The sequence below is a fragment of the Myxococcus sp. NMCA1 genome, from assembly GCF_026810205.1.
In the GTDB taxonomy this organism is placed as follows: Bacteria; Myxococcota; Myxococcia; order Myxococcales; family Myxococcaceae; genus Myxococcus; species Myxococcus xanthus_A.
Genome location: NZ_CP113950.1, coordinates 645,053 through 661,075 on the forward strand (window position 1 = coordinate 645,053; position 16,023 = coordinate 661,075).

General features: G+C 69.5%; 13 protein-coding genes. 9 read left to right on the plus strand and 4 right to left on the minus strand.

Features of this window, described 5'->3' with window-relative positions; all coding sequences use genetic code 11:
- Positions 1 to 6 precede the first annotated feature (6 nt).
- Together OZ403_RS02865 and OZ403_RS02870 are read right to left on the minus strand one after the other, a co-directional pair.
- A complete protein-coding gene (locus tag OZ403_RS02865) occupies positions 7 to 252 on the minus strand; it encodes a hypothetical protein (RefSeq protein WP_140787007.1) in 246 nt (81 codons plus the stop codon).
- Positions 253 to 266: 14 nt separating this feature from the next.
- Positions 267 to 1,175, minus strand: coding sequence for a peptidoglycan-binding protein (locus OZ403_RS02870; protein WP_268783421.1), 909 nt, complete (start codon positions 1,173 to 1,175; stop codon positions 267 to 269).
- Positions 1,176 to 1,706: 531 nt separating this feature from the next.
- Between OZ403_RS02870 and htpX the strand changes: the two genes are divergently transcribed.
- The 4 genes from htpX to OZ403_RS02890 all read left to right on the plus strand — a co-directional run bounded on the left by htpX (position 1,707) and on the right by OZ403_RS02890 (position 7,280).
- Positions 1,707 to 2,624 (plus strand): protease HtpX, encoded by a 918-nt coding sequence (gene htpX, locus OZ403_RS02875; RefSeq protein ID WP_140787010.1) that lies wholly within the window; start codon positions 1,707 to 1,709, stop codon positions 2,622 to 2,624.
- Positions 2,625 to 2,784: 160 nt separating this feature from the next.
- Positions 2,785 to 4,170, plus strand: coding sequence for a porin (locus OZ403_RS02880; RefSeq protein ID WP_268783422.1), 1,386 nt, complete (start codon positions 2,785 to 2,787; stop codon positions 4,168 to 4,170).
- A 185-nt stretch (positions 4,171 to 4,355) separates the two neighbouring features.
- Positions 4,356 to 5,966, plus strand: coding sequence for a LysM peptidoglycan-binding domain-containing protein (locus OZ403_RS02885; RefSeq protein ID WP_237077991.1), 1,611 nt, complete (start codon positions 4,356 to 4,358; stop codon positions 5,964 to 5,966).
- Positions 5,967 to 6,116: 150 nt separating this feature from the next.
- Positions 6,117 to 7,280: an ATP-grasp domain-containing protein gene (locus tag OZ403_RS02890; protein ID WP_174259178.1), complete on the plus strand. Its 1,164-nt coding sequence runs from the start codon at positions 6,117 to 6,119 to the stop codon at positions 7,278 to 7,280.
- A 5-nt stretch (positions 7,281 to 7,285) separates the two neighbouring features.
- On the opposite strand, the gene OZ403_RS02895 is transcribed toward OZ403_RS02890, so the two are convergent.
- Both OZ403_RS02895 and OZ403_RS02900 read right to left on the minus strand, forming a co-directional pair.
- Positions 7,286 to 7,858, minus strand: a complete 573-nt coding sequence (locus tag OZ403_RS02895; RefSeq protein WP_268783423.1) for a DUF2378 family protein — start codon at positions 7,856 to 7,858, stop codon at positions 7,286 to 7,288.
- A 10-nt stretch (positions 7,859 to 7,868) separates the two neighbouring features.
- Positions 7,869 to 8,642: an alpha/beta hydrolase gene (locus tag OZ403_RS02900; protein WP_140787019.1), complete on the minus strand. Its 774-nt coding sequence runs from the start codon at positions 8,640 to 8,642 to the stop codon at positions 7,869 to 7,871.
- 132 nt (positions 8,643 to 8,774) lie between these two features.
- Here OZ403_RS02900 and OZ403_RS02905 point away from each other — a divergent pair, with 132 nt between their 5' ends.
- The 5 genes from OZ403_RS02905 to OZ403_RS02925 all read left to right on the plus strand — a co-directional run bounded on the left by OZ403_RS02905 (position 8,775) and on the right by OZ403_RS02925 (position 15,954).
- On the plus strand, positions 8,775 to 8,966 hold the full coding sequence (locus OZ403_RS02905) for a hypothetical protein (RefSeq protein ID WP_140787021.1): 192 nt from the start codon (positions 8,775 to 8,777) through the stop codon (positions 8,964 to 8,966).
- A gap of 112 nt (positions 8,967 to 9,078) precedes the next feature.
- The gene (locus tag OZ403_RS02910; RefSeq protein ID WP_268783424.1) at positions 9,079 to 11,172 is read left to right on the plus strand and encodes a hypothetical protein; all 2,094 of its coding nucleotides are present in this window, start codon (positions 9,079 to 9,081) and stop codon (positions 11,170 to 11,172) included.
- Between the two features lie 26 nt (positions 11,173 to 11,198).
- Positions 11,199 to 13,010, plus strand: coding sequence for a lamin tail domain-containing protein (locus tag OZ403_RS02915; RefSeq protein WP_140796323.1), 1,812 nt, complete (start codon positions 11,199 to 11,201; stop codon positions 13,008 to 13,010).
- 80 nt (positions 13,011 to 13,090) lie between these two features.
- Positions 13,091 to 13,483: a thermonuclease family protein gene (locus OZ403_RS02920; RefSeq protein WP_237077993.1), complete on the plus strand. Its 393-nt coding sequence runs from the start codon at positions 13,091 to 13,093 to the stop codon at positions 13,481 to 13,483.
- Between the two features lie 206 nt (positions 13,484 to 13,689).
- A complete protein-coding gene (locus tag OZ403_RS02925) occupies positions 13,690 to 15,954 on the plus strand; it encodes a PAS domain-containing sensor histidine kinase (protein WP_140787025.1) in 2,265 nt (754 codons plus the stop codon).
- Positions 15,955 to 16,023 lie beyond the last annotated feature (69 nt).

The window sequence follows — 16,023 nt, forward strand, 5'->3', positions numbered from 1 at the left end:
GGTGCTTCAGCAGCTGTGGATGCAGTCCACCGTGTAGAACGGCGTCACGTCCTCGGTGTTGTAGCAATCCGGGTTCGCGCAGGAGCAGTGCAGCGTCATCACGTACTCCGTGAGCGCCTCGTCGTTGTAGTACGTGTACGTGCAGGCCTGGTTGAGCGACTCGGCCTCGGCGACAGGCGTGTACCCCAGGCCGCCGACGACAACCCCCGCGGGAACCGCCAGCACCGCGAACGCCATGAGCAGCTTCTTCATGTCTCTCTCCTGAGTCAGGGCCGGTACTCCCAGTGCCAGGGCTCGGACGGGACGGTGCGCACGAAGCCGAAGTTCTTCGCGTTGTTGGCCATCCACCGGTACGTCGAGGTGCCCGTGCCGCCCGTGTTGACGTCCACCGCGATGCCGCCCTGGTGGTTGGAGTAGCCCGGAGGCGCGGCCAGGTTGCCGGTGCCGTTCTTGTACGCGCGGTACAGCGCTTCCTGCTCCCCCATGCTGCGGAAGCCGCTGTTCACCTTCAGGGTGATGCCCTGCGCGCGCGCCGCCGCGTACATGCGGTTGTACGCCGCCGCCGCGTCCGAGCGCATCTCCTTGCCGTTCGGGACCGACGAGAGCGAAATCTGCCGCGGCTGCCCGTTCACATAGCCCGTGACGACCCGACCGCCACCGCCGCCGCCCGGGTTGGTGACGGGGCCCTGCACGTTGATGCCCAGCTTGTCCCACGTCTTGGGGCCGACGATGCCGTCCGCCACCAGACCGCGGGACTGCTGGAAGGCCTTCACCGCGGACAGCGTCTTCGGACCGAACGCGCCGTCCGCCGTGCCCGACTTGAAGCCCAGCACGTTGAGCCGCTGCTGGAGCGCACGCACCGGCTCGCCCCGCGCGCCATTGCGCAGCGTGGGGCCCGAGCCGCCCGAACCGCCCGCGGAGTTGAGCGCGCTCCACGTCTTGGGCCCGACGATGCCGTCCACCTGGAGCCCACGCGCACGCTGGAAGGACTGCACCGCCGCCTGTGTCTTCGGACCGAACACGCCATCCGCGGCGCCTGGGTTGAAGCCCGCGGCCCTGAGCTTGTTCTGGAGTTGCGTCACGGCCGCGCCGCGCGCGCCACTGCGCAGCGTGGGCGAGGCAGAACGGGACGCGCTGCTGGACGCAGCCGCGGAGGAGCGGGCAATGGCTACCATGGGGGGACTCTTCCCTTAAAAGAAGAATGGAGTTGGACCCATTTTCCCAACCGCTCAAATAAAGTTGCCTGGGATTCCGTCAAAAACGCGTGTCAATCCAAGCGCGCGCTCATGATTGAGCTGCGTTTCGTGGCGTGACGGAAATTTTGCGCCAAGGTGACAGTGGGCAGACGGGATTCGTGGCATTCATTGTCGTGGAAATATTCCACCTTCTTCGTCTGATTTGTCATTGCTGACGCGGGAAGGGGATGTGCGGTGGAGTCGTACGTGTGGCGCCCGGAACTCACCCCTGGTGTTGAGCCGCACGGGCAGGGCCCAGGCACCCAACCTGGCGGCCGATCAAGCCCCGGGGAAACGCCCGTAAAGGCCATTTCATAGAGAAAATCTCAGGTTCCTGAAGGAACAACCTTGGGAAGTGCCCCGTCGGAAGGCTGTTCTAGTCCGGTCGGGACAAGAAGTGGCCGACGAAGCTTGCATTCGTCCCGCGCTGCTGAATGTTGTCCCCAAGGTTTTTTCTAGGGAGAGAGAGTCATGAAGGGAAGCTTCGCCAAGCGCATCACACTGTTCGTCCTGACCAACCTCGCGGTGGTCGCGATGCTGGCGATCGTCGGGCAGCTCATCGGGGTGGAGAACCTGCTCGCCCGCCGCGGCGTGGGGCTGAACCTGCCGGGCCTGCTCATCATGGCGGCGGTGATGGGCTTCGGCGGCGCCATCTTCTCGCTGCTCATCTCCAAGCCCATGGCCAAGTGGAGCACGGGGGCGAAGGTCATCACGTCGCCGCGCTCGGAGGACGAGCGCTGGCTGCTGGAGACGGTGCACCGGCTGGCCCGCGACGCGGGCATCGGCATGCCCGATGTGGCCATCTACGACAGCCCGGACATGAACGCCTTCGCCACGGGCGCCAAGCGCAACAGCGCCCTGGTCGCGGTGTCCACCGGCCTGCTCCATGGCATGAAGCGGGACGAGGTGGAGGCCGTGCTCGGCCACGAGGTGGCCCACGTGGCCAACGGTGACATGGTGACGCTCACGCTGCTGCAGGGCGTGCTCAACACCTTCGTCATCTTCCTCAGCCGCGTGGTGGGCTTCTTCGTGGACCGCTTCCTCAGCCGCTCCGAGGATGGCGAGGAGAGCGGCGGCTCGGGGCCGGCCTACTTCATCACCAGCATCGTGCTCCAAATCGTGTTTGGCATTGGCGCCAGCATGATCGTGGCCTGGTACAGCCGCCGGCGTGAGTTCCGCGCGGATGACGGCGGCGCGCAGCTGGTGGACCCGGGCGCCATGGCGCGGGCGCTGAACCGGCTGCGCATGCAGCAGGGGGAGCCGGCCATGCTGCCGTCCAACATGCAGGCGTTCGGCATCCGGGGCGGCGGGATGATGGCGCTCTTCTCCAGCCACCCGCCGCTGGAGCTGCGCATCCAGCGCCTGATGGACGGCAGCTGGAAGAGCTGACGCGAGCGCGGTCGTAACGCCGGCACATGTCACGAATGTGTGACATGTGCCGGGCTGTTCCGTGACACGGCGAAGGGGCCTGTGACGGTGAGGCAACAACAAGGGCCCTTGCGTTGCGGCAGTTCATTCCGTCCTGTAACGGGAGCGCAAACTCGAGCCCGTGCGCGCTTTCGCGCTCTGCTGGCAGTTCCGCGCCGTCATGACCCCCACCGCTTCGTTCCGCGCTGCTCTCCAGGTCCTGTTGTCCGGCTCCGCGCTGCTTCTGGCGCCTCTTGCCCACGCGCAGCAGGACGAGGCCGCGCCCTCGTCCGCCACCGAGACACCTCCTGCTTCCGAGCCGACGCCCACGCCGACGCCGACGCCGGTTCCCGAGGCGGCGATGCCCGAGCCGGAGACGAAGCCCGAGGCGGAGAAGAAGGAGCAGGCCTGGTACGACCGCATCCGCATCCGGGGCTACACGCAGTTCCGCTACAACCGGCTGCCCAGCTTCCGGGTGAATGACGAGCTGGTCAACGACCAGGGCGACCGCTTCCTCGGCAAGAACACCGGCTTTGGCATCCGGCGCGCGCGCCTCGTGCTGTTCGGTGACGTCTCCGACCGCGTGTCCATCTACCTCCAGCCGGACTTCGCGTCGGTCATCGGGGACCAGTACAACGTCACCATCATGCGGGACTGGTACGCGGACATCTTCCTGGACGCGAAGAAGGAGTTCCGGCTGCGCGTGGGCCAGTCGAAGGTGCCGTTCGGCTTCGAGAACCTCCAGTCCAGCCAGAACCGCGTTCCCCTGGATCGCAATGACGGCATCAACAGCGGGCTCAAGGACGAGCGCGACCTGGGCGTCTTTTTCTACTGGGCGCCCGACGAAATCCGGAAGCGCTTCAAGTTCCTCGTCGACAACAACCTGAAGGGCTCCGGCGACTACGGCGTGGTCGGCTTCGGCGTCTTCAACGGCCAGACGGCCAACCGCGCCGAGCGCAATGACACGCCGCATGGTGTCGTTCGCGTCACGTGGCCCTTCCTGTTCGGCTCGCAGTACGTGGAAGCGGGCGTGGGCGGCTACTACGGTCGCTTCGACCTCACTGCCTCGCCGCGTGACGGCGCGCCCTACGCGCTCGCCCGGGGCTCCAACATGGTGGACGCGCGCGTCATCGTCAGCCTGGTCATCTACCCGCAGCCGCTGGGCTTCCAGGCCGAGTTCAACCTGGGCCGCGGTCCCTCGCTGGGCGAGGGGCCCGTCGATGGCCTGCTCATCGACAGCCGCCAGCTCCGGGGCGGCTATGCGCAGCTCATGTACAAGCTGGACGGCGTGCTGGGTGTGTCCCTCATCCCCTACATCCGGGGCACCCTCTACGACGGCGGCAAGAAGTTCGAGACGAACGCGCCGCTCTACGACGTGCGAGAGCTGGAGATGGGCGCCGAGTGGCAGCTCAACAAGGCCTTGGAGCTGACGGGCACCTACCTCATCTCGGACCGCACCTCGTCCCGCTATCCGTATATCCAGCAGCAGGGACACGTGACGCGCGTCCAGCTTCAGGTCAATTATTGAGCAATTTTGGATGCTGCCGCCGGGTGTCTGTCACAATCCTGTGACTGGTGCGGTGCGTCAGGGTTTATTCATGCGCACTGGATTTGAACGCTGAGGCTGTTGTTTCGCGGCTTGCGCAACTTTCGGATGTTGATCCGGAAAATCATGGAGGCGTCTGACTTACTTCGCCCCCCATGGAGCCGCTGATGACTGGTAGCAACTCCTATCGAATCCGCCAGGGAGATACGCTCAGCGCCATCGCCCGGCGCAACAACACGACCGTCGATGCGCTGGCGCGAGCGAACAACCTCCAGAACCCGGACCGCATCATCGCCGGGAAGACCCTGGTCATTCCGGGCGCCAACGATGGTTTCGAGGCCAATGCGCCTCGCCCGATGCCGCGCCCGGCCAACCGGCTGGCGGGTACGTCACAGAACCGTGACAGCTTTGAGCCTGGCACCGCGCAGGGCACCGTGGCGCAGGGCGTCACGCCGGCGGGCACCGCTGGCGTGTCTGGCACCCAGAATGGCTATCGCAACATCGACCTGACGGCCTTCCGCCAGGGCGGGTCCAACTCCGAGTCCGCCATTGTCGTTGGCACCTCGGAAGGCAACCGCACGCCGAATGGTGGCTTCACGGCGAGCTACGGGGGCCACACCGACCCGGGCAATGCCAAGCACAACCGCGGCTCGTTCTCCTACCAGGGGGGCGGCGCGAACTCCCCGTCGCACGCGGACGAAATCTGGAACCGCGAGCTGGGCCGCGTCACGCCGCAGTACCAGCGCGCCGCCGAGCGCGCGGGCCTGGACCCGAACAACGCGCTGCTGGCCTCCACCTTCTACGACCTGCACACGCAGTCGCCCCGCGCGGCGCAGAACTTCCTCAACCGCGAGCTGCCCAAGCTGGCGCAGGACCCCCGTGGCGTGACGTCCGAGGCGCTCGTCGACGCGCGCGTGAATGCGTTCCGCACGGACAACGGGCAGATCAGCGCCTCCGGCTTTGACCACAACGAGCAGCGCCTGCGCGCCGACCAGACGCGGCGTGAGACGGCGTTGGTCCGGGCCCTGGACGCGCGCGGCTACCGCGACGGCGGCGGCGCGGTCGAAAACGCGCCCATCCCGCGCCCGCGCCCGGAGAACCTCACGGCGGGCACCACGGAGCTGCCCGCCGAGGTCCCCATCCCGCGCCCGCGCCCGGAGAACCTCCAGGCCTCCAACACCACCGAGGGCGCGACGCCCACTGACTTGAGCGACACGGCGGAGATCGCGCCCGCGGCGGACCGCCCGGCGGTGCAGACGGCCACGCCGTGGGTCAGCCAGTACAACGCGTCGAAGGTGGAGCGTGCCGGTGACAAGGCTTGCTTCCGCGCCGCGGTGGTGATGGCCGCGGGCGCCGGGGCCACCGTGACGGGGCCGGACAACCGCATCCAGGTGGCCACGGGGGATGACCCGAACGGCGGCGTCACGGTGAATGCCGCGGCGGCGCGCCGGGGCCGTGAGTACATCGATGGCCAGCTCGACGCGGGCAAGCCCGTCGTCGTGGGCGTGGACCACCGCTCTGGCCGGAACTCGGACAACGTGGACGGCATCACCGACCACTTCGTGGTGATTACGGGCCGCGGCACGGACGAGCAGGGCCGCACGTACTACACGTTCCACGACCCGGCGACGAACCACGAGCAGCGCGGCGCGGACACCAACCCGAACAACCGCTTCTACGTGGACCAGGACACGGGCAACCTCTACCGGGAGGGCCCCACCACGGGCAACGTCGTCCAGCGGCACTTTGAAGTGTCGATGGTCCGGCCGAACGCCTAGCCGTTCCGCTGGGAGACGTGCAGGGCGCTGGGAAGCCCTGATTCCAGGCGCACCCGAGGCGGGAAGGAGTGACTTCCCGCCTCCGGGCGTTCAGTCAGGAACTGGGCGCGGGCGCGCGGCGCGATATGGTCGCCTGTGCCCCGAGGAGCCATGAACTTCGTCTTCATCTCCCCCCACTTCCCTCCGCATTACTTCCACTTCATCTCCGCGCTGCGGGAGCGGGGCGTCACGGTTCTGGGCATCGGTGACGCGTCCTACGAGTCGCTCCGCCCCGAGCTGAAGGAGTCCCTGCGCGAGTACTACTTCGTCCCCAGCCTCATGGACGAGGATGCGCTCACCCGCGCGGCGGGATACCTCACGTGGCGGCACGGCCGCATCCACCGCATCGACTCGCTCAACGAGTCCTGGCTGGAGGTGGAGGCGCGCTTGCGTGGGGACTTCAACGTGCCGGGCCTGCAGCCCGCGGACATCCACCGGCTGCGCTCCAAGTCCGGCATGGCGGAGGTGTTCCAGGAAGCGGGCGTGCCGCACCCGGACCTCATCCGCGTCCGCGACGCCGCGCAGGTGAAGGCGTTCGCCGCGCGCGTGGGCTACCCGCTGGTGCTCAAGCCGGACGTGGGCGTGGGCGCCGCCAACACCTTCAAGGTGGCCAGCGACGCGGAGGTGGACGCGGCCCTGTCCTATCCGCTGCCCACCACCTACGTGGCACAGCCCTTCGTGCGCGGCACCATCGTCACCTACGACGGCATCGTGGACCGGCACGGCGTCATCGTCTTCAACCTCAGTCACGAATACAGCGACGGAGGCATGGAGACGGTGGTGGAGCAGCGCGACATCTCCTTCTGGAGCCACAAGGAGATTCCCCCCGCGCTGGACGTGCTGGGCCGGCAGGTGGTGGCCGCCTTCGGCCTGCGCGAGCGCTGGTTCCACCTGGAGTTCTTCCGTCTGCCAGATGGCCGCTTCATGGTGCTGGAGGCCAACCTGCGGCCGCCCGGCGGCTTCATGGTGGACATGATGAACTACACGTGTGACATCGACGTGTACCGGCTCTGGGCGCGGGTGGTGACGGGCGACCCGGTGGCGGACTTTCGCTTCACGCCGCGCTACCACGTCTGTCACAGCGCGCGCCGCAAGTCCCGCCGCTACCGGCACCCGCACGCGGACGTGGAGAAGAAGCTGGGCACGTCACTCATCCTCCACCGCGAGCTGCCGAGCATCTACCACAGCCTCCTGGGCGAGGAGATGTACCTCACCCGCCACGCGGACATGGACGCCCTGCGGGATACGGTGCGCTTCATCCAGGACAAGGCGTAGCGCGCTCAGCGCGCCGCCCAGGTGAGCTGGTAGGTGGTGCTGTCCGCGTCCTCGTGGATGCGCGCCACGCGGGGGGACTCGGCGCCGCCCAGGCGCAGCAGGGACTCGAAGAGCGCCTCCGCGTAGCCGGGCGCGTCCACCCGCGAGTTCATCCGCATGGCGTAGGTGGTGGGGCCCTGCTCGGTGAGCTCCACCTCCGTGTAGTTGTCGGTGGCGCGCAGCGTCTGCGGCAGGCGCTGCACCAGGCGGCGGGGGCCCAGCAGCCGCATGACGCCGTACACCGCGCGGCCCAAGACGGTGCGCCCGTAGCCCTGCACGTGGCGCTCGGCGAGCTGGCGGAAGGCCTCCTCCCGGGGCAGGCCCGGAAAGGCCTCCTCGACGATGACGTCGAGGCACTTTCCCCACAGGAGCACCGGATAGCCCGGCAGCAGGGGCCGGTCCAGGTCGATGCCCGCCTGCCGCAACCGGTGCTTGAGGCTGGGCGACACGCTGCCGCGCAGCCCGTGCTCGAGCAGGCCCTCCACCACCTGGACGTAGACGAGCCGCTGCTCCAGGGGAACCGCCCTGCGGTGCTTCATTCGAAGCGCCTCACCCCAGCAGCCAGCGCATGGCGGAGGGCAGGCGCCGCTGCCAGTCCCGCTCGTGGTGCCCGCCGTGTGGATCCAACACCAGCGCCAGTTCGTGGTCCGCGTAGCCCAGGTGCTTGAGGTGCTCGTAGAAGGCGCGCGTGGATTCGCCGTAGTAGACGGGCACGCCGCTGGCGTCCGTGTACTCGTGGGCGCCCGCGTCCAGGTAGATGCGCGTCCAGCGGCGGCTGTGCGCCGACCATGCGCCGAAGAGCTGGTTGGCGCCCCACGTCACGGTGGGAGACAGGGCGCCGATGCGGCCGAACACCTCCGGATAGCGGCACCCGAGGTAGAGCGAAATCAGGCCGCCCAGCGACGAGCCCATGGCGCCCGTCCACTGCGGCTCCGTCCGGGTGCGGTAGGTGCGGTCCACCAGCGGCTTGAGGTGCTCCACCAGGAAGCGGCCGTAGGCCTCGCCGCGCGCGTGCATCGGGCTGCGCGGTTCATTCCACGGCGAATAGTCGTGCACGCGCCCCACGCCCGAGTCCACCGCGACGATGAGCCACGGCTCCAGGCTTCCTTCGCCCACGCCGTGCTCCAACGCGAGGTTGGCGCACCAGGTCTCGAAGAGGGCGGATTCGGGGTGGGCGAACACGTTCTGCCCGTCGTGCATGTACAGCACGGGGAACCGATGGCCCGGCATCGCATCGTATGCGTGGGGGGTGTAGACGCGCACGGTGCGCGCGAAGCCCTCCTGGGGGGAGGGGAAGTCTCGGACGATGTGGACGTGGCCCATGGGAACCGGGTGCCAGCATACCTGGAGGGGGTGACCGGTCGGGAAGCGCTGGCCCCGGGGATGCACAGGCGACGGGCGGACCGCGCGGTGCTCCCAATCTGCGTGGAAAGCTGCTTAATCTGGAGTTCCATCATGGAGCTGGAACACCCGCATCTGGCGGTCCTGCTGCTCACCACCGAGTCCGACTTGCGCGAGGCGCGGGAGGCCTTGGATGGCAGCGAGGAGTCACGCCTTCGTTACGTCGCCGCGGAGAGCCGCGCGGAGGCCGCGTACTTCCTGGCGTGGGACCTGCTGGAAGTCGACCCGCGCATGGGCCGGGCCTGAGCTCCTGACACGCGTGTCCCGCCTTTGGACGGCGCGTCCGCGTGCCGGACGGCCCGTGAGAAGGGGGCTGCTGTAGGGAATCGTGGTCCCGGATGTGCACAAGGCGCGGTGCGTGCGTCGGGTGCTCTGGGTGGGATGGTGTTTGGGTTGGTGGCTGGCGGGCGCGCTGCCCGTGCATGCCGCGCCGTATGAAGTGGAGCCCGAGTCCGTGGGCGCGCAGGACCTGCTCGCGCTCGTGGAAGAGGGCGCCATCTCCGCCGAGACACTCTCCACGCTGCTGGCCTTGCGACGGACGGGCGTGGACCTGGGGCTGGCGTCGCGTGCCTCGCTCTACGGCTTGCCGGGGCTGACGTACTCGGACGTGGATGTGCTGCTGCGGTCGCGGGGAGAAGGCGGCGCCGCGGGTGGCGCGTTGACGGAGGCGGCGTCGCGGCGGCTCGCGCCGTTCCTGGAGGTACGGACGCCAGGACGGCTGTCGGGTGACGCGCGGTTGATGATGGCCTTCGCGGCGTCGGATGGGCTGCCGCCACCGTTGGCGTTGCAGGTCCGCGCTGGAGGGCTCGCGGGGCTTCGGGTGGGACTGCTGACGACGCTGGCCCGGCGGACGCTGGAGCCTCCGCGCAGGGACGCGCGGCGGCGTGCCTTCGTGGTGGAGGCGCCCGGGACGTCCGTCATGCTGCCCAAGCTGTACGTGCAGTGGACGGGAGCGCGCGCGTCGCTGCTGGCGGGGACGTACCGGCTGGGCTTCGGACAGCGGCTCACGCTGGACACCACGGCGCTGCCGTCACCCGACGGGTTCCTTCCTGACGATAACGTGCGTCCTCCGGCGGGATTGGAGCGCGCGTGTCTGGCGGGCGGTGCGGGTTGCGAGCCCGAGGAACGCCTGTCGGACGTCACTCCGGACTTCCGCTGGGACGAGGGCTTTCGGGGCGTCGCGGGCACGGTGCGAGGCCCGCTGGGGACGGGGGCCGCGCTGTCGCTCACCGGCTTCGGCTCGTATCAGTCCCGTGCGCTGGCTCGGCATGCGGTGCTGGACCGCTCGTTGTGTCCGTCGTCCGCCCGAGGCGTGTGCAAGGCCCCTGATGTCTGGGTGTCCGTGGCGGAGGGGCGATGGGAGAAGCTCACGGCACGGACGCTACCGGGGATGTTCCGAGAGCTGGCGGGCGGTGGCAACGCGACGCTGGCGCTGTCGTCGCGGAGCCATGTCGGGCTCACCGGTTGGATGGCTCGGCCCGTGTGGGGCCAGGAGGGGACGAAGCTCGACTTCCAGCCCAACGCCCGCTACCCGGCGGGAGGTGCCTTTGGCGCATTCGGGCTCGACGCCGCGTGGGGGCGTGGCGCGCTGGACGTCTTCTTTGAAGGCACACGCAGCTTCGATGCCGCGCCGGGTGGCGGCGGGGACTTCGGTGCGGTGCAGCGCACCGTGCTGTCAGGGGAGTCGCGCGAGCTGGAGCTGTCGCTGCGCTACTACGGGCGCGGTTTCGCCAATCCCTACAGCGGCGCGACGTCAGGCCCGGATGCGCTGGAAGGACTGCGCGTCCGCAACGAGCTGGGCGCCCGGCTGCGCTACCTCCACCGTGAGGAAGGCGCATGGCGGCTGCGAGGGCAGGTGGACGCCTGGACGCTGCCCGCGGATGGGGCGGTGTCTGGGAGCGCGGGCACGCTGCATGCGCGTGCCTCGATGCGCGGGGACCTTCGGGTGCGGCCCTGGCTGCAGCCCTCGCTCCAGGTGGAGTTGCGTGACAACGGCGTGGGCGGGATGGGGGCGTGCGCGGCTGACTCGCTCTCCGCGCAAGAGGTGGCGGACCTGTGCGCCAGCGCGCGGTACGGCGTCACCGCCCGGGTGCGCTCCGACGTCGCGAAGGGGCTGACGGTTTCGCTCCAGTACGGACATGCGCGCGTGCAGGCACCCGGGACGAAGGGACTTAGCGACGACGCGCAGGCCGTGCTGGATGTCCGTGCCCAGCCGCTCGCGTCGCTGAAGTTGCATGGGCGACTGGTGTGGAAGGACCAAGACCTTTCCGAGCGCAGCCGGCTTCAACAGGAGCTGCGGACCGCGCTGGATGTCGCGTGGAGGGTGGCGAGCGCCGTGTCCGCCCGGGGCCGGTACGCGTGGGTGCTCGACTTGAAGGACGCGCGCGTGGCGCGTGTGCCTCCCGACCCGCCGCGCCACCTCTTCCACCTGGAGTTGGAGACGCGCTTTTGACGGAGCTGAACGTGAGGGGGCAGGGCATGAAGGGCTGGGGCAGGTACTTGGGGTGGGGCTGGTTGCTGGGGTTGGCGGGCGCGTGGGCGTGTGGTGGCACATCCCTGGACGAAGACGTGGACGCGGCGTGCGCGGGGCTGTTGCCCGGTGATGTCGTCATCACCGAGTACCTCAACGACCCGGTGGGGTCGGACACGGGCCAGGAGTACGTGGAGCTGCACAACCCCACGCGCATCCCCGTGGACCTGTATGGGCTGACGCTCTACGCGTCCCGCTCGGATGGCTCGCAGGAGAAGGCCTATGCCGTCCTCGATGAGATGACGGTGGCGGCGGGGGACTACCTGGTGCTGGGCGACGTGCGCGACGGGCCGGTGCCCGCGCACGTGGACCACGCCTATGGCGACGGGCTGGGGGCGTTGGGGAACTCGGGCGGACGGCTGGGCATCCGGTGCGGTGAGCGGGTCCTGGACGAGGTCCAGCTCTCCGCGCCCGCGAAGAGCGGAGCGTCGCGCATCTACGACGGACGCCTGGTGCCGGACATGGCGGGGAATGACGACCAGGCTCGCTGGTGTGACTCGCCCGACGCCGGTGTCGGCGGGACGCTCCAGGGGAGTCCTGGCGCCGCGAACGCCCCCTGTGGCCCCGTGGGTGACGCGGGTGTCCCCGCGGACGCGGGTGTGGTGGCGACGTGCAGGCCCGCGGGCGCCGATGCCGGGAGACCTGTCCTGCTTCCGGCGCCTGGAGACCTGGTCATCACTGAGCTCATGGCCAATCCGCGTGGCGACGACACGTTGGGTGAGTGGGTGGAGCTGCGAGCCACGGCCCCCGTGGACCTCAACGGCGTGACGCTGGTCGCCGAGGCGGGTGAGGCGACGGTGAAGGCGGACGGTTGCCTGTCACTCGCGACGGGGGAGTACGCGGTGCTGGCCCGTCGCACGGATGCCACCCTCAACGGAGGGCTTCCTCCGCCCGTGGCGACGTTCAACATGGACCTGCGCAATGCGGGCGGCCGGTTGCAGGTGAAGGCCGGGGGCGTGGTGGTCGACGCGGTCGATTACGGTCTGGCGATGGATGGCGTGGCCACGCAGGTGTCCGCACCGCTCGCGGATGCTGTCCAGAATGACGCGCCCTCCGCATGGTGCGCGGCCACGGCCGCCTATGGCTCGCGCGGCGACCTGGGGACGCCCGGTCGTGGGAATCGTGTCTGTGAGGGAGACGGAGGCACGCTGGGCGGCGCTGGCGACGGTGGAACCTCCGATGGCGGCGTGGATGCCGGGACGCTCGAGGACGGATGTATTGACCGGACCACCGGAAGGACGCGCGCGCGCAGGGTTCCCGATGGGGGCTCGCTCGTCCTCACCGAATTCATGGCGGACCCACAGGCGGTAGCGGACGCCATGGGGGAGTGGGTGGAGGTGCTCGCGCTGCGCGACGTGGACCTCAATGGTGTGTCGCTGTCCAACGAGAGCGGGAGCCGCTCGACGTTCGACTCTGCGCTGTGTCTGGCCGTGAAGGCAGGAGGCCGCGCGGTCCTGGCGCGCAGTGAGGACGCGTCCCGCAATGGCGGGCTGCCCGCGGTGCTCGGCACCTTCAGCTTCAACCTGGCGAATACAACGGGCAGCCGGAAGCTCGAGCTCTCGGTGGAAGGGCGCGTGCTCGACGCCGTGTCGTGGACCGGCGCGGCCATCCCGGGTGTGTCCTCACAGCTCGACCCCGGGCGCAGTGACCCTCAACGCAATGACTGGCCCGGGAGCTTCTGTCCCACGCCCGAGTCGGCCCGTTATGGCCGGGGAGACCGGGGCACGCCGGGAGGGGTGAACCGCTCATGCGCGCCTTGATGAAATGTGCGTTGGCCTGTTTGCTGGCGGCCTGTGGTGGAGGTGACGCGGAAGTCTCTTGCGGCCCCGCTTCAGGACGGGTGGCGGAGGTCCTGGATGGGGACACGGTCGTCCTGGAGAGCGGCGAGCGTGTTCGCTACCTGCTCGCGGATGCACCGGAGCGCACGGGCGCGGGCGGTGACTGCTTCGGTCCGGAGGCGCATGCCTTCAACCGGGGACTCGTCGAGGGCAGGCGGGTAGCGCTGACCTATGGCGAGGCGTGCGAGGACCGCTTCGGCCGGCTCCTCGCCTACGTGTCCGTGGACGGTCGCGAGGTGAACACGCTGTTGGTGGAGAGAGGCCATGCCTGCGTGCTCCACGTTCCTCCCGCGGGCCGTTCGAGACGCGCGGAGTTCGAGGCACTGGAGGCGCAGGCCCGGCTGGCGAGGCGCGGTGTCTGGGGGGCCTGCGCGCCCGTCCCCTGTCAGCGGTGAGCCACCTGTCGGACGAGGCACCGCCGTGGCTGCCTCTCCCGCGAGGCATCATCCGAGCCCGACTCGGAGACGGGCAGTCCCGCCGGGGGGCGGGATGTATCCCAGTGGTAACAGCCACGCGCGGCCCGCATGGAGAGGGTGGGCGTTCCTGGTTGGGGGGCTGGTGAGGACATGCCAGGGCAATCATCGACCACGAAGGCGCGCGCATGAGTCCAAGCGTCACGCCGACGCTCTCGCTGCCGGACGTCTTGGAGGTCCTTCGGGAGGACATCATCCGGCGCCTGATGGCGGGGGTGGGCGCCGCGCTCGGAGCGCTCGCGCCCCTGGCGAGCGCGGATGCGGGGGGCCTCCACAAGCTCGTGGGGCGGCTCGGGGCGCTGCTCCGAATCCCCTCCATGGCGGCGCGGCTGGCGGAGGCTCGCGCCCTGGGCCGTGAGTATGGACGTGAGCGCTACCTGGCGGGCTTCAGCATCAGCTCGCTGGTGCTCGAGTATGGCGCGCTGCGCGAGGCCATCCTCGAGAGCCTGGAAGCCGTGGGCTGGGTCCCCGAGCTCGCGGGGCTGCGCGCGCTGGCCCAGGTGCTCGACGCGGGGCTGGCGGAGGCGGTGGGCCAGTCCTCCCTGGAGGACGAGCGCACCGCGCGGGCGACGGGGGCCTGGCTGCACGGGCTGCTCGACCACGCACCGACGCTCATCTACGCCAAGGACACGGCGGGCCGGTACCTCTACGTGAACCACGGTTTCGAGAGGGCCTCCGGCAAGCTCCGGCGCGATGTGATGGGGCGCACCGACTTCGACCTGTTCTCCGCGGAGGTCGCCAGCACCTTCTCCGGCAATGACCGGCAGGTGCTGGACTCCGGCCAGCAGCTCACCATCGATGAGCACGTGCCGCTCATCGACGGGCTGCACGTCTTCCAGACCCTCAAGTTCCCCCTGCCGGACGCGCAGGGGCGTGTCGTTGGCGTGTGCGGCTTCTCCACTGACTTCACCGAGGCGAAGCGGCTGGAGCGCGAGCGGGACGAGGCCCGCGAGCACCTGCGCCGCATCGTCACCCAGTTGCCCGTCATCCTCTGGGCCACGGACGCGCAGGGCATCATCACCCTCTTCGAGGGCGAGCGGCTGAGCGCGCTGGGGCTGGAGCGAGGCGCCTACGTGGGGCGCTCCGCGTTCGACGTGTACCGCGACCGGCCGGACCTCGTGGCCGCCACGATGCGCGCCCAGGAGGGGCAGTCCTTCACCCTGGAGGTGGAGATGGCGGGCTCCTATTTCATGACGGGCGTCTCCCCCGTCATCGGGCCCGACGGCAGCGTGATGAGCGTGGCGGGCGTGTCGCTGGACATCAGCGAGCGGCGGCGCGCCGAGGAGGTGCTGCGCCAGTCGGAGATGCGCTACCGACTGGCCACGCTGGCGACCAGCGACGTCATCTACGACTGGGACCTGGACGCGGGGACCGTCGAGTGGAGTGAGCTGGCCGCCGCCCAGTTCCGGCTGGCCTCGCGCGCCCCGCCGCGGGACATCGCGTGGTGGACGGAGCACATCCATCCGGAGGACCGCGAGCGGATTGCCCGGGACATGCAGGCCGTCATCGACCAGGGCGCGAGCCATTGGGCGGACGAGTACCGCTTCCTGCGCGGGGATGGCACCTGGGCCGTGGTCGCCGACCGGGGGCAGGTGGTCCGGGACGCCGAGGGCCACGCGGTGCGCATGGTGGGCGCCATGCAGGACATCACCGAGCGGCGGGCCACGGAGCTGGAGGCGAAGCGGCGCGCGGAGTTCGAGCAGCTCCTCATCGGCATCGTCAGCCACGATCTGCGCAACCCCCTCGCCGCCATCAGCATGTCCGCCACCGCGCTGCTGCGGCGGGAAGGCCAGGATGAACGGCTCCGCAAGGGCCTGGGCCGCATCCTCTCCAGCGCCGAGCGCGCCACGCGCATGCTGAGGGATTTGCTCGACTTCACGCAGGCCCGGCTGGGCGGTGGCATTCCCATGGAGCCCCAGTGGTTGGACCTGCACGAGCTGACTCGGCAAGTGGTGGAGGAGGTCCGGCTCACCCGCCCGGAGCGGACGCTGGAGCTGGAGTGCCGGGGAGACGGCTACGGGCTGTGGGACGCGGACCGGCTGGCGCAGGTCATCACCAACCTGGTCAACAACGCGCTCAGCTACAGCCCGGAGCACTGCCCGGTGCGCATCCGCACGCATGGACTTCGCGATGACGTGCTGCTGACCGTCCATAACGCGGGCGGGCCCATTGAGCCGGAGCTTCGGACCCGCCTGTTCGAGCCGATGAAGCGCCCGGAGCGCAAAGGCGCCCGGGGCGGACTGGGGCTGGGCCTCTTCATCGTGAAGCACATCGTGGATGCCCACGGCGGCGCGGTCCGCGTCCACTCCACGGAGCAGGAGGGAACCACGTTCCAGGCCCGCCTTCCCCGCCAGCCCATGCCGCCTGCTCGCCCGGACGTCGACGCTCCGTGACACCGTGACGCTTGCTCCAGGGGGCCCAGCCCGGCTAGCACTGGGTCCGTGGTGACACGTCTTCCCTGG